We start from the raw sequence: 14,927 nt of genomic DNA, 5'->3' as shown, positions 1-14,927 counted from the left end.
CGCGCTACCTCGTCCCCGCCCGACGACGCCGCACCGGCACCGCGAGCAGCACGTACACGAGCAGGGTGATCCCTGCCGCCGTCATCCAGCCCGACCGGTGGTCGGCCGCGTGGAACACCTCGAGCCGCCCGCCCGCGCCACCCAGGGCGAACGTCTGGAGCCCCCCGGTGGTCGCCGGGTCGACGGCCTCGAGGGGCCGGCCGTCGAGCGTCGCCCGCCACCCCGACGAGGCGTCCTCCGCGAGCACGACCACGCGGTCCTCGGACCCCGCCGGCACGGCCGTGTCGACGGGTCGGAGCGCCTGACGGTCGGCGTCGAGCGGCTGCGCCCCCGCGGCCGACTCGACCCACGCGTAGGCGGGGTCGAGGCCGTCAGGCGCCACGCGCCACACCAGCCCCGACTGCCCCTCCGTCATGCGCTCGAGACCGGGCACCGTGTCGAGCCGCGCGACGAGCTCCGCGCGCGCCTGGTCCTGCTCCGCCGACGCCGGCAGGAGCACGGCGCCCACGCCGAGGCGCCCGAGGCCGTCGCTCACGTCGGCGGACGTGCCGGAGACCAGGTCGGCGACGACCCGGGGCAGCTCGCCCTCGGACGCGCCGGGGTCCGCGGCCTGCCACGCCTCCACGACGACCGAGGAGTCGACCGCCTGCGGACCGTCCGAGCGCAGGGCCGCGTACTCGACCACCCCACCGGGACCGAGCTCGAGGCTGAGCACCCGGGCCTGGCGCGGGGAGGACTGCATCTGGCGGCCGACCGGCGGGACGACGGGCTGGGTCGTCGCGCGGACGTCGCCGACCCGGGCGTCGTCCCGGTCGAGCACGCCCGCCGTCCACGACGCCGCGGTGCCCAGCGGGAGCAGCGTCACGACGAGACCGAGGGCGACGACGGCACCCGACCGCCAGGGCGGGGCGTCGCCGTCGGGCAGCCGCGGCGCCCCGGCGAGCGCGGCACCGAGGAGCGCGAGCAGCGCGAGCGAGGTGCCCGCGCCGGGCCAGCCCGTCACCGGGGCGTCCGGCGTCGTCCCGGCGGCGACGACGGTCGAGCCGGCGAGGATGGCGGTCGCGAGGCCGAGCGCGGCGACGAACCACGCGCCGACGGCGAGGCGACGACCGCGGAGCACGGCCACGACGGCGAGCGCCACGACCACCGCCCCGGCCGCGAACGGCGCCCACCGCGCGAGCAGGTCGACAGCGCCCGAGCCGTCGAGCCCGAACCAGGCGCCCGGCGTCACGGGCAGGCCGAGGAGCAGCTGCCACGGCGGCGCGGCCGTGGCCGCGACGGGCGCACCGGGGTCGGCGAGCAGAAGACGCCACCCGCCGTCGCCCGCGGTCCTCGCCACGTGCACGAGGAACGGTGCGAACAGCACGAGTGCGGGGACCGGCACGAGGGCCAGGTAGCGGCGGTGGGCCGGCACCCCGACCGCGACCACCACGAGCACGAGCACGCCGACCGGGAGGAGCACGGGCGAGCCCGCGACGACGACGGCGAAGAGCAGGCCCGCGGTCGCGGCCGCGGCGAGCGACCCCGGCTCGCGCCGCGGGACCGGACGCGCGGCATCGGGCGTTGCCGGGGCGACGGCGTCGACGCGCTGCAGCCCGAGCGCCCGGACGATCGCGAGCGCGAGCCACGGCAGGGTGGCGTGCACGAGCACGGCGCCCACCCGCCCAGCGCCGACGGCGGCGAGCAGCGCCGGCGCGGCCACCCACACGAGGGTGGCCCACGCACGCGCCGGGACCGAGCGGACGAGGGTCCCCGCAGCGAACCAGGCGCCCAGCCCCGCTACGACGAAGCACGCCGGCACCAGGAGGTTCACCGCGGTCTGCGTCGCCCCGCCCGCGAGCAGGGAGGCGGGGACCAGCGCCGTCACGTAGGGATCGGCCGGCGCCGGGGCTCCGAGCCCGGTCGTGACCCACCCGGTCGTGGCGGCGCGCCAGACGTCGCCGAGCGTGCCCGTCGCGGGGAGCAGCGACCCGCCGACGAGGCGCCCGCCGGCGAGCAGCGCCCCCGCGAGCGGGCCGAACACGAGGGCCGTGAACGCCCCCAGGGCCACGACCGTCGCGACGAGCCCTGTCCGCCGCCGTAGGGCGAGGGCGCGCAGCTCGCGCCGCTCGATGTCCGTCGGGGCCCATGCGGTCCGCCGTTGCTCCGCGCGGGCCAGACGGCGGTCGCGACGCTCCGCGAGGACCTCGCGCCACGTGCCGCGGAGCGGACGCAGCGCACGACGCGGGAGCCTGCGGGTGCGTCGCGCGGCGCGCCGCGCGCGCCACACGGGCCCGACCCGGACGAGCGCCCACAACGGAGCGAGCAGCTCGTCCCGGGCGTGGCCGGGCTGCTTGACGAGCAGCCGGTAGGCGGCGTGGAAGGGCGCGCCGAGGACCATCGCGAGCGCGACGAACGGCAACCACGGCGCAGCGACTCCGACGAGCCGCGCATGAAGCTGCGACCGGCGCCGTGCGGCGGACGAGGAGTCCGGATCGGGCGCGGGGAGCGCGCTCGTCCCGCGTCGTCGGTCGCGCAGGCCGAGGAGGGACGCCTGCGCGTGCCGCACCACCGCGGACGGCACGACGATCACGCGGTGCCCGGCGAGCCGCGCCCGGCGGCACAGGTCGAGACCGTCGCCGAACGGCCCGTACTCGGGGTCGGTCCCGCCGAGCTCCTGCCACACCGTGCGGCGCACGAGCGCGCCCGCGAGCCCGACGGCGAGCACGTCGTCGCGCGCGTCGTGCTGGCCCTGGTCGATCTCGTCGTCGTCGATCCCCGTCATCCGCCGCCCCAGGGGCGTCGTCGTGACGCCGACCTCGACGAGGCGGCTCGCCGTGCCCGGCTCGAACGGCGCGGCGGGATCGGTTCCTCTGCCCACCGTCCAGCGCTCCTGCTTGGGTCCCGCCACCGCGACCGCGGTCGAGTGCTCGACCGCGCGCAGGAGCTCGGCGAGCGCATCGGGCGCGGGGGCCGAGTCGTCGTGGAGCAACCAGAGCCACGTGCCCGGCTCGACGTGCGCGAGCGCGGTGTCGACAGCGTCCCCGAACGAGCGGGCCCGCGGGGCCGCGACGAACCGCGCGTCCCCCAGCTGGAGGCCCTCGTGCTCACGCGTCGCGTCGCCGGTCGCGGCGTCGACGACGACGACCGCGTGCGGGCTCGTCGTCTGTGCGCGCAGCGCGGCCAAGGTGTGCGCGAGGAACGGCGTGCTCCCGCGTGTCACGACCACGGCCGTGACGGTCGTGACGACGGGCAGCGCCCCGGTGATGGCGGCGACGATCTCGGGCGCCGCGACGACGCCCGGCACCGCAGCGGCACGCGCGGCCGCCCCCGGCGTGAGGTCGCCGGGGCGGGCGCTGCGTGCGGACGTGGTGAGGTCGGAGGAAGTCATGTCCCGTCGATCATGCGACGGACACGGCTCCGGGCGCGGCATTTGCGCGCCCCGGTGTGGCGGGGTGTCGTGACCCCGTCACGGTGCGGCCCGACGACGGGCCCGAGGTGGGCTCGTCGTCAGACGACGCGGCGCTTGAGCTTGCGGCGCTCGCGCTCCGAGAGACCGCCCCAGATGCCGAACCGCTCGTCGTTCTCGAGCGCGTACTCCAGGCACTCCGCGCGGACCTCGCAGCCCGTGCAGACCTTCTTGGCCTCACGCGTGGACCCGCCCTTCTCCGGGAAGAAGGCCTCCGGGTCCGTCTGGGCGCAGAGCGCGCGCTCCTGCCACCCCATGAGCGAGTCGTCGACCGGCTCGCCGAAGAGCGGCAGCACCGGTGCCACGCGCTCCACCTCTCGTTCAGCGTCGGAGGGGAAAGCCCCTCCCGTCCCGTCCAGCATGTTCCACATCGTGCGCCCCTTCATGCCGTTCGCCGGGCCTCGTGGCGAGAACCCCGCCGGAAACTGCATTGAGGAAATTACACGCGTGTCGTCCGCGGGCGTCAAGCCGAAATGTGATAGCGACGAGGAGGCGAGGGGTGAAATTCCGACATGTCGGGACGCGATATCAGCACTCTAGGGTGGAGTCCATGGTGACCGCTCCCCATCCCCTCGGACCTCGCAGCGACCGCCCCGCGCACGTCGCTGACCTGCTGCATCTCCTCACCCGGGACCCGGGCCGGCCGCGTCTGACGTGGTACGGCGACGACGGTGAGCGCGTCGAGCTCTCCGGCGCCGTGCTCGAGAACTGGGTCAACAAGACGACCAACCTTCTCGTCGAAGAATTCGACGCGGGCCCCGGTACACGAGTCGTCCTCGACCTTCCCGTGCATTGGCGCACGGTCGTCTGGGCGTTGGCTGTATGGCGCGTCGGAGCGACGGTCGTGCTCGTGGCCGCCGAGGACGACGCTACGACGGGTCGCGGCACCGCGCGACCGGACGTCGTCGTGACGACGCGCCCCGACCGCTGGGCCGGCACCCGTGCCGAGCTCGTGGCCATCTCCCTGCCCGCGCTGGCACGGCGCTACGACGGCGACCTCCCGGCGGGCGCCGTCGACGCCGCGTCCGCCGTCATGACGTACGGGGATCAAGTCGGCTGGTCTCCGGAGCCGGGCCGCGGGACGGCCGCGCTCGAGACCGCCGCGGGGATCGTCGCCTTGCACGCCGACCTCGTCCTGGGGTCCGTGCCCCCGGAGGGTGCGACCCCGGGCGCCCGCGTCCTGGCACGGGGCGGGACCACCCTCGAGGAGGCGCTCCGCGCGGTGCTCGGCGTCCTGGCCGACGACGGGTCGGTCGTCCAGCTCTCCTGCGGCCGGGCACACGCGCTCGCCGCGGACGCGGAGGCGCTCTCCCGGCTCGTCGCCGCCGAGCGCGTCACGGTCTGGTGACGCCAGCGGCGCGCACCTCCGGGGTGCGCGCCACCACCGGACTATCGCTCAGAGCGCGTCACGGCGCGTCAGCCCTGGCGCATCTTCTCGACGACGGAGTGCGACTCGCCGTCCGCGATGACGACACCCTTCTCGAGCAGGACACCGCGGTCGCACAGGTCGGCCACCATGTCGAGGTCGTGGCTGACGATCACGAGCGTCCGCCCCTCGTCACGCAGCTGGCGCACGCGGTCGAGGCACTTACGCTGGAAAGGTTCGTCCCCGACGGCCAGGATCTCGTCGATGAGGAAGACTTCCGGGTCGGAGTGCACCGCGACCGCGAACGCCAGGCGCAGGAACATCCCGGACGAGTAGAACTTCACCTCGGTGTCGATGAACTTCTCGATCTCGCTGAAGGCCACGATGTCGTCGAAGCGCTGCTGGACCTGCTTCTCGGACATGCCGAGGATCGCACCGTTGAGCAGCACGTTCTCGCGACCCGTGAGGTCCGGGTGAAAGCCCGCGCCGACCTCGATGAGCCCCGCGACCCGGCCACGGGTGCCGATCGTCCCGGAGTCCGGCTGCAGGACGCCGGAGATGAGCTTGAGAAGCGTCGACTTTCCTGAGCCGTTGAACCCGAGCAGGGCGACCGTCTCGCCCTCCTGGACGGTCAGTGACACGTCGTCGAGCGCCAGGAACGTGTCGGACAGGTCCTTTCCGCGCACCAGCGCGACGGCGAGCTCCTTGAGGGAGCGGTTGTGTCGCAGCGTGAACCGCTTCTGGACGTGAGAGATCTCGATGGACGTCGTCATCACAGCTCCTGCGCGAAGCGCCCCTCGAGGCGCCGGAAGGCGGACTGGCCGAGGAACACGACCGCGACGGAGATTCCGAGGCCCACGAATCCCCACATCCACAGGTTCGGCGGCATCTCGGCGGTCCGGGACGTGGCAGGGAACCAGAAGCAGTAGTGGAAGAGCTCGACCGCAGCCGTGATGGGGTTGAGCTGGTAGACGGTGAAGAGCCACCCTGGAAGGGTGTCCCGGACCATCTCCCAGCTGTAGAGGATGGGAGACGCCCAGGTCGCGACCATGACGATGAGGTCGACGAAGTTCTCGGCGTCGCGGTAGAAGACGTTGATCGCCCCCGCGAGGAGCCCGAGCCCGAGGGCGAGCGTCGCGATGATCACGAGCCCCAGCACGCCGGCGGCCAACTCGGCGGCGCTGGGCCTCCAGCCGGCGATCACGGTCCCGACGAGGAGGACCACTAGCTGGGGGAAGAAGTGGACCGCCGAAACATAGATCGACGCCACGGGGAAGAGCTCGCGCGGCAGGTAGATCTTTCGGACCAACGGCGCGTTCCACACGATCGAGCGGGTCGCGTTGCCGAAGCCCTCGCCGAAGAAGTTGATGACGACGATGCCCGAGAAGAGGTAGACCGCGTAGTCCTCGATCTGGTCACCGAGCCGGAGAAAAAGCCCCATCGCCACAAAGAAGACGGCGAACTGCGTCGCCGGCTTGACGTACGACCAGGCCATCCCGAGCACGGATCCGCGGTAGCGGACCCGGAGCTCCTTCCGGACGATGAGCCGGAGGAGGAACCGGCGGTCCAGGACGTCGAGAAGCCCGCGACCTTGTCCTGGGGCGACGAGCGGTGCCCCCGTGGTCACGACGCCGGCGGGTTGTCGGCGAAGGTCTTCTCCCAGGCCTCGAAGGACGTGATGTGCGGGAGTGCGTCACGGTACGTCGTCCGCAGGTCGCCCCACCGCGCGAACAGCTCCGCATGCAACTTCACGGCCTCGGCGAGCATCCGCCGGACGACCCGAGGGTCCCTCTTGTGCCAGGAGACGCCCGTGCCCTCGGCGTTCGAGACGATCGCGGAGTCGTACTGCGACAGACGCCACCACCGCGCGTCCTGGTGCGGGACGACCGCCTCGGGGCGCCCCTGCTTGGCCTCGGGGACCGGCTTCGCCACCTGCCGCACCACGGTCTTCGCCGCCCACGGCCCCAACATCAGCCGGCTCGGCATCTGCACCCCACGCCCCTTGTTGCGCGGCTTGGCCGCTCCCGGGGCCGGGAACGCGTCCAGATCGGGCTTGAACTGCGCGTCCGTGAACTCGCTCGTGAGCTGACGGATCTCGGGCAGCTTCGTGCCGATCATGTCGTGCAGGCCGCCCGGACCAGCGAGCACGTCCCGCATCGCGAGGATTCGCCCTCGCTCGGTGTAGTACTGCATCGAGATGAGGTGCTTGACGTCCATGTACGTCGACTCACGGAGCACACGGCCACCTCGCTCGTACAAGGAGTAGAGCAGCGCGGTGATCAGTCGGTTGCGCTCGTGGAAGTACGACTGCCAGCCGACCAGGTCGTCCTTGTCACCCCAGGAGACGTGCCACACCGCCGCACCTGGAAGCGAGACCGTCGGGAACCCGTGCGCACGCGCCCGCAAGCCGTACTCGGCGTCGTCCCACTTGATGAACACCGGGAGCGAGAGGCCGATGGTCCGGATCACCTCGGTCGGGATCAGGCACATCCACCAGCCGTTGTAGTCGACGTCGACTCGCCGATGGAGCCAGGAGGTCGCCCGGAGTCCGCTCTCGCGGAAGTCGTGCCCGTTCTCCATGTCCGGGTGGGGCAGGCCGGGCTGGATGCGCCACGGCTCCACGATCTCCCCGAACGTGTGCAGGACGGACCGGTTGTACATGTCGAACATGTGACCGCCGACGAGTGTCGGAACACGCGTGAAGTCCGCGAACGTCACGAGGCGCACGACGCTCTCCGGCTCGAGGACGATGTCGTCATCGAGGAGGATGACGTAGTCGCTCCGCCCCTGGGTGACCGTCTCGTACATCGCCCGGGAGAAACCGCCAGAACCCCCGATGTTCGCCTGCTTGATGATGCGCAGCTGGTCGCCCATCTCCGCCGCCACCTCGGCAAACCCGTCCTCGTCCTCGACCCGCTGCGTCCCCTGGTCGACGATGATCAGCTCGTCGAGGATCTCGCGGACGCCCTCGTTCGACGCGACGCTGCGGATCGTCTCCAGGCAGTAGTCGGGGCGGTTGAAGGTCGTGATCCCGAGCGACGTCCGCCCGCGCCGCGCCGCAGTCTCCTCGACGGACCACTCCGCACGCTCGAGGATGATCGGGTCGGTCCCGCCGATGAGGTCGAACCAGTACCATCCGCCGTCCCCGAACCGGTCGAGCGGGAGGTCGACCGTGATGGTCCGGTGCCCCTCGACGTGGAAGGACTCCACACGGTGCTGTGCGCCCTTGGCGTTCGAACGGTAGACGGTCAGGTTCCCCGAGCCCCGCAGCTCCGCAGTCAGCCGGACCGTGCGCACGACGGTCCACCGGCGCCAGTAACCCGCCGGGAAGGCGTTGAAGTAGCTGCCGAACGACACCCGGCGACCGGCACGGACGCTCATCGAGGACCTGCTCCGAATATCCTGCGAGCGGATCGACTCGGCGGTCGCCCGAGGCTGGCCCTGCGCGGTACCGGCGCGGAGCGAGGCGAGGTCCGTCTTCGTCGGAGAGGGCCGTGCGTCGCCCGCCTCAACGTAGAGCGCCAGGCTGTCGGAGTCCGACTCCAGCGGGAAGATCACCCGTTGGACAGTGCGCATCTCCACCACCTCGTCGACCTTCTCCCTCTCCTCGGTCGCGGTCACGCGTCGACTCCTCCGCTCACGATGCTGGTCCCGCCGCCGAAGTACGGCGCGAGCTTGTTGTCGACCATCGAGAGCGCCGCTCCGATAGCCATGTGCATGTCGAGATACTTGTACGTGCCCAGCCGACCGCCGAAGAGGACGTCCTTCTCCGCTGCCGCGAGGTCGCGGTACTTGAGCAGCCGCTCGCGGTCCGCCGACGTGTTGACGGGGTAGTACGGCTCGTCGGCACGCTCGGCGAACCTCGAGAACTCCCTCATGATGACGGTCTTGTCCGTCGGGTAGTCCCGCTCAGGGTGGAAGTGCCGGAACTCGTGGATGCGGGTGTACGGCACGTCCGCATCGGCGTAGTTCATCACAGAGGTGCCCTGGAAGTCGCCGACCGGGAGCACCTCCTCCTCGAAGTCGAGGGTGCGCCACGACAGGTCGCCCTCGGCGTAGTCGAAGTACCGGTCCACCGGCCCCGTGTAGACGACCGGGACGTTCCCGACGACGTTGCCCTTGCTCACCGGCTGCGACTCGTCGAAGAAGTCGACCCCGAGGCGGACCTCGATGTTCGGGTGGTCCGCCATGCGCTCGAGCCACGCGGTGTACCCGTCGACCGGCAGGCCCTCGTGCGTGTCGTTGAAGTAGCGGTTGTCATACGTGTAGCGGACCGGCAGGCGCGAGATGATCGAGGCGGGCAGCTCGCGCGGGTCGGTCTGCCACTGCTTCGCGGTGTAGTCGCGGATGAAGGCCTCGTACAAGGGACGTCCGATGAGGGACACGCCCTGCTCGTCAAGGTTCTCCGGCTTCTTGCCGCCCAGCTCGGCGGAGAGCTCCTTGACCAGCGCGCGCGCAGCGTCCGGGCCGTGGGCGGACCGGAAGAACTGGTTGATGGTGCCGAGGTTGATCGGCATCGGGAAGACCTCGCCACGGTGCGTCGTGTACACGCGGTGGACGTAGCTCGTGAACGCGGTGAAGCGGTTGACGTACTCCCACACCCGCTCGTTCGACGTGTGGAAGAGGTGCGCGCCATAGCGGTGCACCTCGATACCCGTCGTCTTCTCGGCCTCGCTGAAGGCGTTGCCCCCGATGTGCGGCCGGCGGTCGATCACGAGCACCTTCCGGCCGTGCTCCGCGGCGATGCGCTCTGCGACGGTCAGGCCGAAGAAACCCGAACCGACAACGACAAGGTCGGCGTCCACTCAATCTCCTTAGTAAGCACGCTGGCCGGGACAGCCTACGTGACCGGCAGGTCCGGGACCGTCGTCGCGGGCTCCGGCGACGGGGTCAACACCGAACGTTCACGGGCGGGGACGGCTACTCACATGAGGTGATCGCGTACACGCGCGCCGAGCCGCCCTCGTCCACGAGCTCGAGGCCGAGCGGTAGCTCGTCGGGCTCGTCGAGCAAGGCCTCGTAGAGCACCTGGTTCTCGTTCTCCGGCCAGTAGGGACGAGAGTCGACGTAGAGGTGGGTCACCCCGACGCGTTCCATCGCCGCGCAGACCTCGTCCGCGTCCCACCGCCGATCGAGATCGGTCGCGATCAGCCTCTCGTCCGGCCCCCACGTGCCCGTGATGTGGGGGAACACCACCTCGCGACCAGTCATCCCGTACACGAACGGGGCGCCGGTGAAAGGCGAACCGAGCACGACCGCGTCCTCGGGCAGTTCGTCGCCAAGTCGTTCGATCATCGCGAGCTCGTCCTCGGTCACCAGCCCCCAACGGCCCTCGGGGTCAGCGTAATAGAGGTCGTACATCCACTGCCGACCGTCGGCGCGCAGCCAGCCGCTGCCGACGACCGCGACGACGAGCACTCCCGCCGTGACGACGTCGGCCATGACCGCCGCGCGCCGGGCCCCTCCCCCTCCGCGCGCGCCCACGGCCCGGCGGGCAGTCTCGCCGACGCCGACGACACCGAGCGCGGCCAGGGGTGCCATCGCGACCACACCGAGAGCGCCGATGCGCAGCGGGTCCGAGTACCACGGCCCCACGATCCACTGGAGCGCCGGCATCGGGGCGACGGTCAGGGTGTACATGCCGGTCACCAGAGCCAGGCTCACGAGCAGCCATCGACCACGACGGAGCAGCAGGGCCGTCAGCACCCCGGCTGCGACGAGCACGAGGAGCCACCACGCCCTGTCCGAGTTGCCGTAGATCATGCCCGCCTGCTGGGCGTCCGTGAGAACGCTGACCACGGCGCTGCCGCGGCCCTGGAGATGCTCCCGTTCGTACGCGGACACGGAACGGACGAGCGGGGAGAACGCGAGCACCGATCCGACCACGAGGACCGCGACCGGGATCGCGACCACCACGGATCGCACCGCGACCGACGCCGTCCGGTAGTCGCGGGCGGCACGCCACCATGCGGCGCCCCACAGCGGGGCGCTCAGGACGACGTAGGCCAGGACACCGTTGGGGTGACAGACACCGATACCCCCGAGCACCGCGACGAGCGCGAGCAGGACGACGGGTCGGCTCCCGGCATCTGCTCCCGGCAGCGCGGCACGCCGCATCCCGGTCAGCCGGACGGTCAGAGCGAGCGCGACGGGGAGCATGGCGAACGCGAGCGCGTTGGGCCAGAGCGTCCCGACGGACTGCATGCGGGCGGGGAAGGCGACGAACGCGCCGCCGACGCACATCGCGACGACGGGCGCCAGGCGGCTCGCCGGCACGATCGCGCCAGCGAGGCACGCGAGGCCGAGAGGCCACACGACCGCGGCCACGACGATGGCGGTGACGTTGATCGCCGCGGGGATCGAGTCACCGACGACCAGCGCAACGACGTCGTGCCAGCCCGCCGGGTAGAAGCGCTCGATCTGCGGGTTGGTCGAGACCGCGCCGAGGTGGAGCGTCGACCCGTCTCCGTTCTCGAGGATCCAGCGCACCGCGTTGACATGGAACGGCGTGTCCCACGTCTGAGCCGGCATGCCTGGGTCGACCATCCCTCGCTTGATGGGCAGGGCCGCGAGCGGGACGGAGACCGCGAGGCCGACGAGCGTCCAGATGCCGGAGGGCGGGGTAGCGGAGTCGGATGGCCACCGGGAGCCGAAAAGACGACGGAGCCCGAGGACGCATAGGACGACGACCACGGTGACGGCGACGGCGCCGAGACGTCCCCACGGGACCCCGACGAGCTCGAGCGCGATCGCCCCGCCACCGAGCGTTGCCACACTCACGGCGGGGGCAGCAGCCAGGAGCCAGGCGCGGCGCAGGCCCAGCGCGGCACCGACGGCGAGGCCTGGTCCGAAGAGGAAGGCGAGCGCCCACCCGAGCTCGTCCAGGACGGACCACCAGCTCACCGACGCCTCGTTTCCTCACTCATCACGGGTCTTCGCCTGGTGGTTCGCGTGCCGGGCAGGCCCCAGGGGCGCTCGGCGGGTCGCGAGCCGGACCCAGGACCGATAGAGGGCGCGCCGGACCGGTTCGCCCAGGACACGATAGCCGCCGCGAAGGACCACGTTGCGGACGTGCTGCGCACGCGTGGTGAATCCGATGCGGTGCATGCGGCTCTGCAGCTCGATCTCCGAGCGGAGCAGCCTTCGACCTCCACGGCGACGATACGCGCCGGCATCGACCCGGTAGAGCACGAGCGGTTCCGGGACGTTCGCCACGCGGGCGCCGCGGGCGATCATACGAGCGAACAGCCAGTAGTCCTCGAGAAGATCGAGGTGCTGATATCCACCGGCCTCCCGGACCGCGGTCCGACGGAAGACCACGGTCGGGTGGTTGAAGGGAGACGCGAAGCGCGCCCGCCGCTCGATGTCGGCCTGCGTCGTCGGTGGCACACGGACGAGCCCTTCTCCGGCACGCCGGTCGTCGAGCTCCTCGATCGCACTACCGACGAGGTCGAAACCCTGCTCGAGAAGCGGAAGCTGCCGGGCGAAGCGCCCCGGGCGAGAGACGTCGTCCGCGTCCTGCCTGGCGACGATCTCGTGTCGACAGCGGGCCAGCCCTTCCTCCAGGGCGCGGGCGAGCCCGACGTTCGTCTCGAGGCGCACGTGCTGGACCGGGACGACGGACCCCTCCAGCAGTCCGCGCACCGTCGCGTCGAGCTCGTGACCGGTCGGACCGTCCTCGACCAGCACGACCTCGTCCGGCGTGCGTGTCTGATCGGCCGTCACTGAGAGAAAGGACCTTCGCAGGTGCGCGGGGTCGTCGTTGCGGTAGTACGGGAGCAGGACGGAGAACGGCGTCCCTGTCACCGCGCGGACCGTTCCAGTCGCTCCACCGAGCCGCTGACGGGGCCGAGTCCGGCTAGCGACGTCACGTTCGACCGGGGGCTCCGGAACAAGCCGTCGCGCAGGCCTCGTGCACCGGCCCTGAGCAGCGCCCGCCGATCCTCGGATCGCCCGGCGGTCCGGACCCATCGACGCGCGCTCGCGCCCGCATACAGGACGCGCTCGGACGCGGAGAGCGACGACGACCGCGTGAGCATCCAGATCTTGTTGCGCACCTCGTAATAGAAGCGTGGCCCCGGGTCGGCGTCGGACGCGCCGAAGGACTTCGTCCGGTGCTCGACGACGCTGCGCGGGACGTGCAGCCCGGTCCCAGTCCGCAGCAGCCTGGCCGAGTACTCGAAGTCGTCGTTCCAGATGAAATAGTCCGCGATCGGCAGCCCGTGGTACCGGACCGCTCGGGCGTCGACGAGCATGGACACGAACGACGACGACCGCACCGGCATCGCCGCGACGGACGCCGCCGAGCGCATCGCGTGACCCGACGCGCCGGGGCGTCGGCGCGGCGTGTTCATCGGATGCTCGCGCCCGTCCGTCCAGACGACCCGGCTCCCGAGGATCGCGACCGGTCCGTCGTAGTCGTCCCGCGCCGCGAGGAGCTCGTGCAGCGCCTCGGGTCGCGGGATCGTGTCGTCGTCCATGAGCCAGACGAGGTCCGCGCCCATCGCGTCGACGGCGTGCGCGATGCCGACGGCGAAGCCCCCCGCGCCGCCCGTGTTGCGCGCGAGCTCGAGCACGGTCGGCTGCACCCGGTGCGTCGACGCCACGACCGCCGAGTCGTCGGGCGACGCGTTGTCGACGACGAGCACCGCGTCGACCTGACGGGTCTGCTCGGCGAGCGCGTCGAGCGCCTCGACGAGCAGGTCTCGGCGCGCGTACGCGACGACGACGGCGACGACCCGCGCCGCGGAACCGTCCGGTGCGGTCACGCCGTCCCGCCACCGAGCACGATGCGCGGCGTACCCGACCACCGGGCGGCGTCGGTGACGCGGCGGCCGTCGACGACGAGGCGGACGCCCGGGATCCGCTCCGGAGCGAGTTCCGCGTACTCGGCGTGGTCCGTCTGGACCACCGCAAGGTCGGCGGCCTCGCCGTACGCGTACGGCTCGAGGCCCAGCGAACGCAGCTCCTCGTCGGAGTACAGCGGGTCGTGGACGACGACGGTCGCACCGCGCTTCTCGAGTGCCTGGACGGTCGCGAAGACGCCCGAGAACGCCGTCTCCTTGACCCCACCGCGGTACGCGGCGCCGAGGACCACGGCGCGCAGCCCGGAGAGGTCGCCGAGGACCTCGGCCGCGCGCTCGACCACACGCTCGGGCATCGCCGCGTTCACGGATCGGGCCTCGCGGACGATGGAGGCCTTCGGGTCCACCGAGAGGTAGAGCCGCGGGTAGACGGGGATGCAGTGACCCCCCACCGCGATCCCCGGGCGGTGGATGTGGCTGTAGGGCTGCGAGTTGCACGCCTCGATGACGGAGTAGACGTCGATCGCGTGCTCGTCGGCGAACAGGGCGAACTGGTTGGCGAGGCCGATGTTGACGTCCCGGTAGGTGGTCTCCGCGAGCTTGGCGAGCTCCGCCGCCTCGGCCGAGCCCAGGTCCCACACGCCGTTCGGGCGGGCGAGGTCGGCCCGCTCGTCGAACGTGAGCACCGCCTCGTAGAACTCGCGGGCCCGCTGGGCGCCGGCCTCGGAGAGACCGCCGACGAGCTTCGGGTAACGGCGCAGGTCGGCGAACACCCGTCCCGTCAGCACGCGTTCCGGGGAGAAGACGAGGTGGAAGTCCTCACCCTCGCGGAGGCCGGAGACCTCCTCGAGGAGCGGCTTCCACCGCTTGCGCGTGGTCCCGACCGGAAGAGTCGTCTCGTAGGACACGAGGGTCCCCGGGGTCAGGTGCTCGGCGAGCGACCGCGTCGCGGCGTCCATCCACCCGAAGTCCGGTTGCGCCGTCTCCTCGTCGACGAACAACGGGACCACCAGCACGACGGCGTCGGCGCCGGGGACCGCGTCGCCGTAGTCGGTCGTCGCCCGCAGCCGCCCCGCCGGCACGAGCTCGGTGAGCTTGTCCTGAAGATGCGCCTCGCCGGGGAACGGCTCCACCCCGGAGTTGACCTTGTCGACGACGGCAGGGTTGACGTCGACGCCCACGACGTCGTGCCCTTGGTCGGCGAACTGGACAGCAAGGGGAAGCCCGATCTTGCCCAGGGCGATGACGGCGATGCGCATGGTGGTCCTCAGAGGTGCGTCGGCAGGATGGTGGTCCGAGAGAACAATAG

The 14,927-nt window shown here is 71.7% G+C and carries 11 protein-coding genes; 1 reads left to right on the top strand and 10 read right to left on the bottom strand.

Annotated elements, in window-relative coordinates; genetic code table 11:
- Nucleotides 1–4: 4 nt before the first annotated feature.
- Nucleotides 5–3,370, bottom strand: coding sequence for a glycosyltransferase (locus tag GJV82_RS05685; RefSeq protein ID WP_155098546.1), 3,366 nt, complete (start codon nucleotides 3,368–3,370; stop codon nucleotides 5–7).
- A 119-nt stretch (nucleotides 3,371–3,489) separates the two neighbouring features.
- Nucleotides 3,490–3,819, bottom strand: a complete 330-nt coding sequence (locus GJV82_RS05680) for a WhiB family transcriptional regulator (protein WP_275892227.1) — start codon at nucleotides 3,817–3,819, stop codon at nucleotides 3,490–3,492.
- Nucleotides 3,820–3,998: 179 nt separating this feature from the next.
- Between GJV82_RS05680 and GJV82_RS05675 the strand changes: the two genes are divergently transcribed.
- The gene (locus GJV82_RS05675) at nucleotides 3,999–4,796 is read left to right on the top strand and encodes a TIGR03089 family protein (protein ID WP_155098545.1); all 798 of its coding nucleotides are present in this window, start codon (nucleotides 3,999–4,001) and stop codon (nucleotides 4,794–4,796) included.
- Nucleotides 4,797–4,864: 68 nt separating this feature from the next.
- Here GJV82_RS05675 and GJV82_RS05670 read toward each other — a convergent pair whose 3' ends face one another.
- The 8 genes from GJV82_RS05670 to GJV82_RS05635 all read right to left on the bottom strand — a co-directional run bounded on the left by GJV82_RS05670 (nucleotide 4,865) and on the right by GJV82_RS05635 (nucleotide 14,877).
- Complete coding sequence (locus GJV82_RS05670; RefSeq protein ID WP_155098544.1) at nucleotides 4,865–5,587, bottom strand: ABC transporter ATP-binding protein; 723 nt, start codon at nucleotides 5,585–5,587, stop codon at nucleotides 4,865–4,867.
- A complete protein-coding gene (locus GJV82_RS05665) occupies nucleotides 5,587–6,441 on the bottom strand; it encodes an ABC transporter permease (RefSeq protein WP_318657322.1) in 855 nt (284 codons plus the stop codon). Before GJV82_RS05665 ends, GJV82_RS05670 begins: the two co-directional genes overlap by 1 nt.
- On the bottom strand, nucleotides 6,438–8,435 hold the full coding sequence (locus GJV82_RS05660) for a glycosyltransferase (RefSeq protein WP_318657321.1): 1,998 nt from the start codon (nucleotides 8,433–8,435) through the stop codon (nucleotides 6,438–6,440). The genes GJV82_RS05665 and GJV82_RS05660 overlap by 4 nt, the downstream gene beginning before the upstream one ends.
- Nucleotides 8,432–9,619 (bottom strand): UDP-galactopyranose mutase, encoded by a 1,188-nt coding sequence (glf, locus tag GJV82_RS05655; RefSeq protein WP_318657320.1) that lies wholly within the window; start codon nucleotides 9,617–9,619, stop codon nucleotides 8,432–8,434. Before glf ends, GJV82_RS05660 begins: the two co-directional genes overlap by 4 nt.
- Nucleotides 9,620–9,734: 115 nt before the next feature.
- Complete coding sequence (locus GJV82_RS05650; protein ID WP_155098542.1) at nucleotides 9,735–11,717, bottom strand: DUF6541 family protein; 1,983 nt, start codon at nucleotides 11,715–11,717, stop codon at nucleotides 9,735–9,737.
- A 15-nt stretch (nucleotides 11,718–11,732) separates the two neighbouring features.
- Entirely contained in the window at nucleotides 11,733–12,620 is an 888-nt protein-coding gene (locus GJV82_RS05645) for a glycosyltransferase (protein ID WP_318657319.1), read from the bottom strand.
- Nucleotides 12,617–13,582 (bottom strand): glycosyltransferase, encoded by a 966-nt coding sequence (locus GJV82_RS05640; protein WP_318657318.1) that lies wholly within the window; start codon nucleotides 13,580–13,582, stop codon nucleotides 12,617–12,619. Before GJV82_RS05640 ends, GJV82_RS05645 begins: the two co-directional genes overlap by 4 nt.
- Nucleotides 13,579–14,877, bottom strand: a complete 1,299-nt coding sequence (locus tag GJV82_RS05635) for a nucleotide sugar dehydrogenase (RefSeq protein WP_155098541.1) — start codon at nucleotides 14,875–14,877, stop codon at nucleotides 13,579–13,581. The genes GJV82_RS05640 and GJV82_RS05635 overlap by 4 nt, the downstream gene beginning before the upstream one ends.
- Nucleotides 14,878–14,927: the final 50 nt, after the last annotated feature.

The organism is Cellulosimicrobium composti, assembly GCF_009711085.1.
Taxonomy (GTDB): domain Bacteria; phylum Actinomycetota; class Actinomycetes; order Actinomycetales; family Cellulomonadaceae; genus Cellulosimicrobium; species Cellulosimicrobium composti.
Note: the sequence above shows the minus strand (reverse complement) of the source record. Positions and strands in the feature narration are given on the sequence as shown.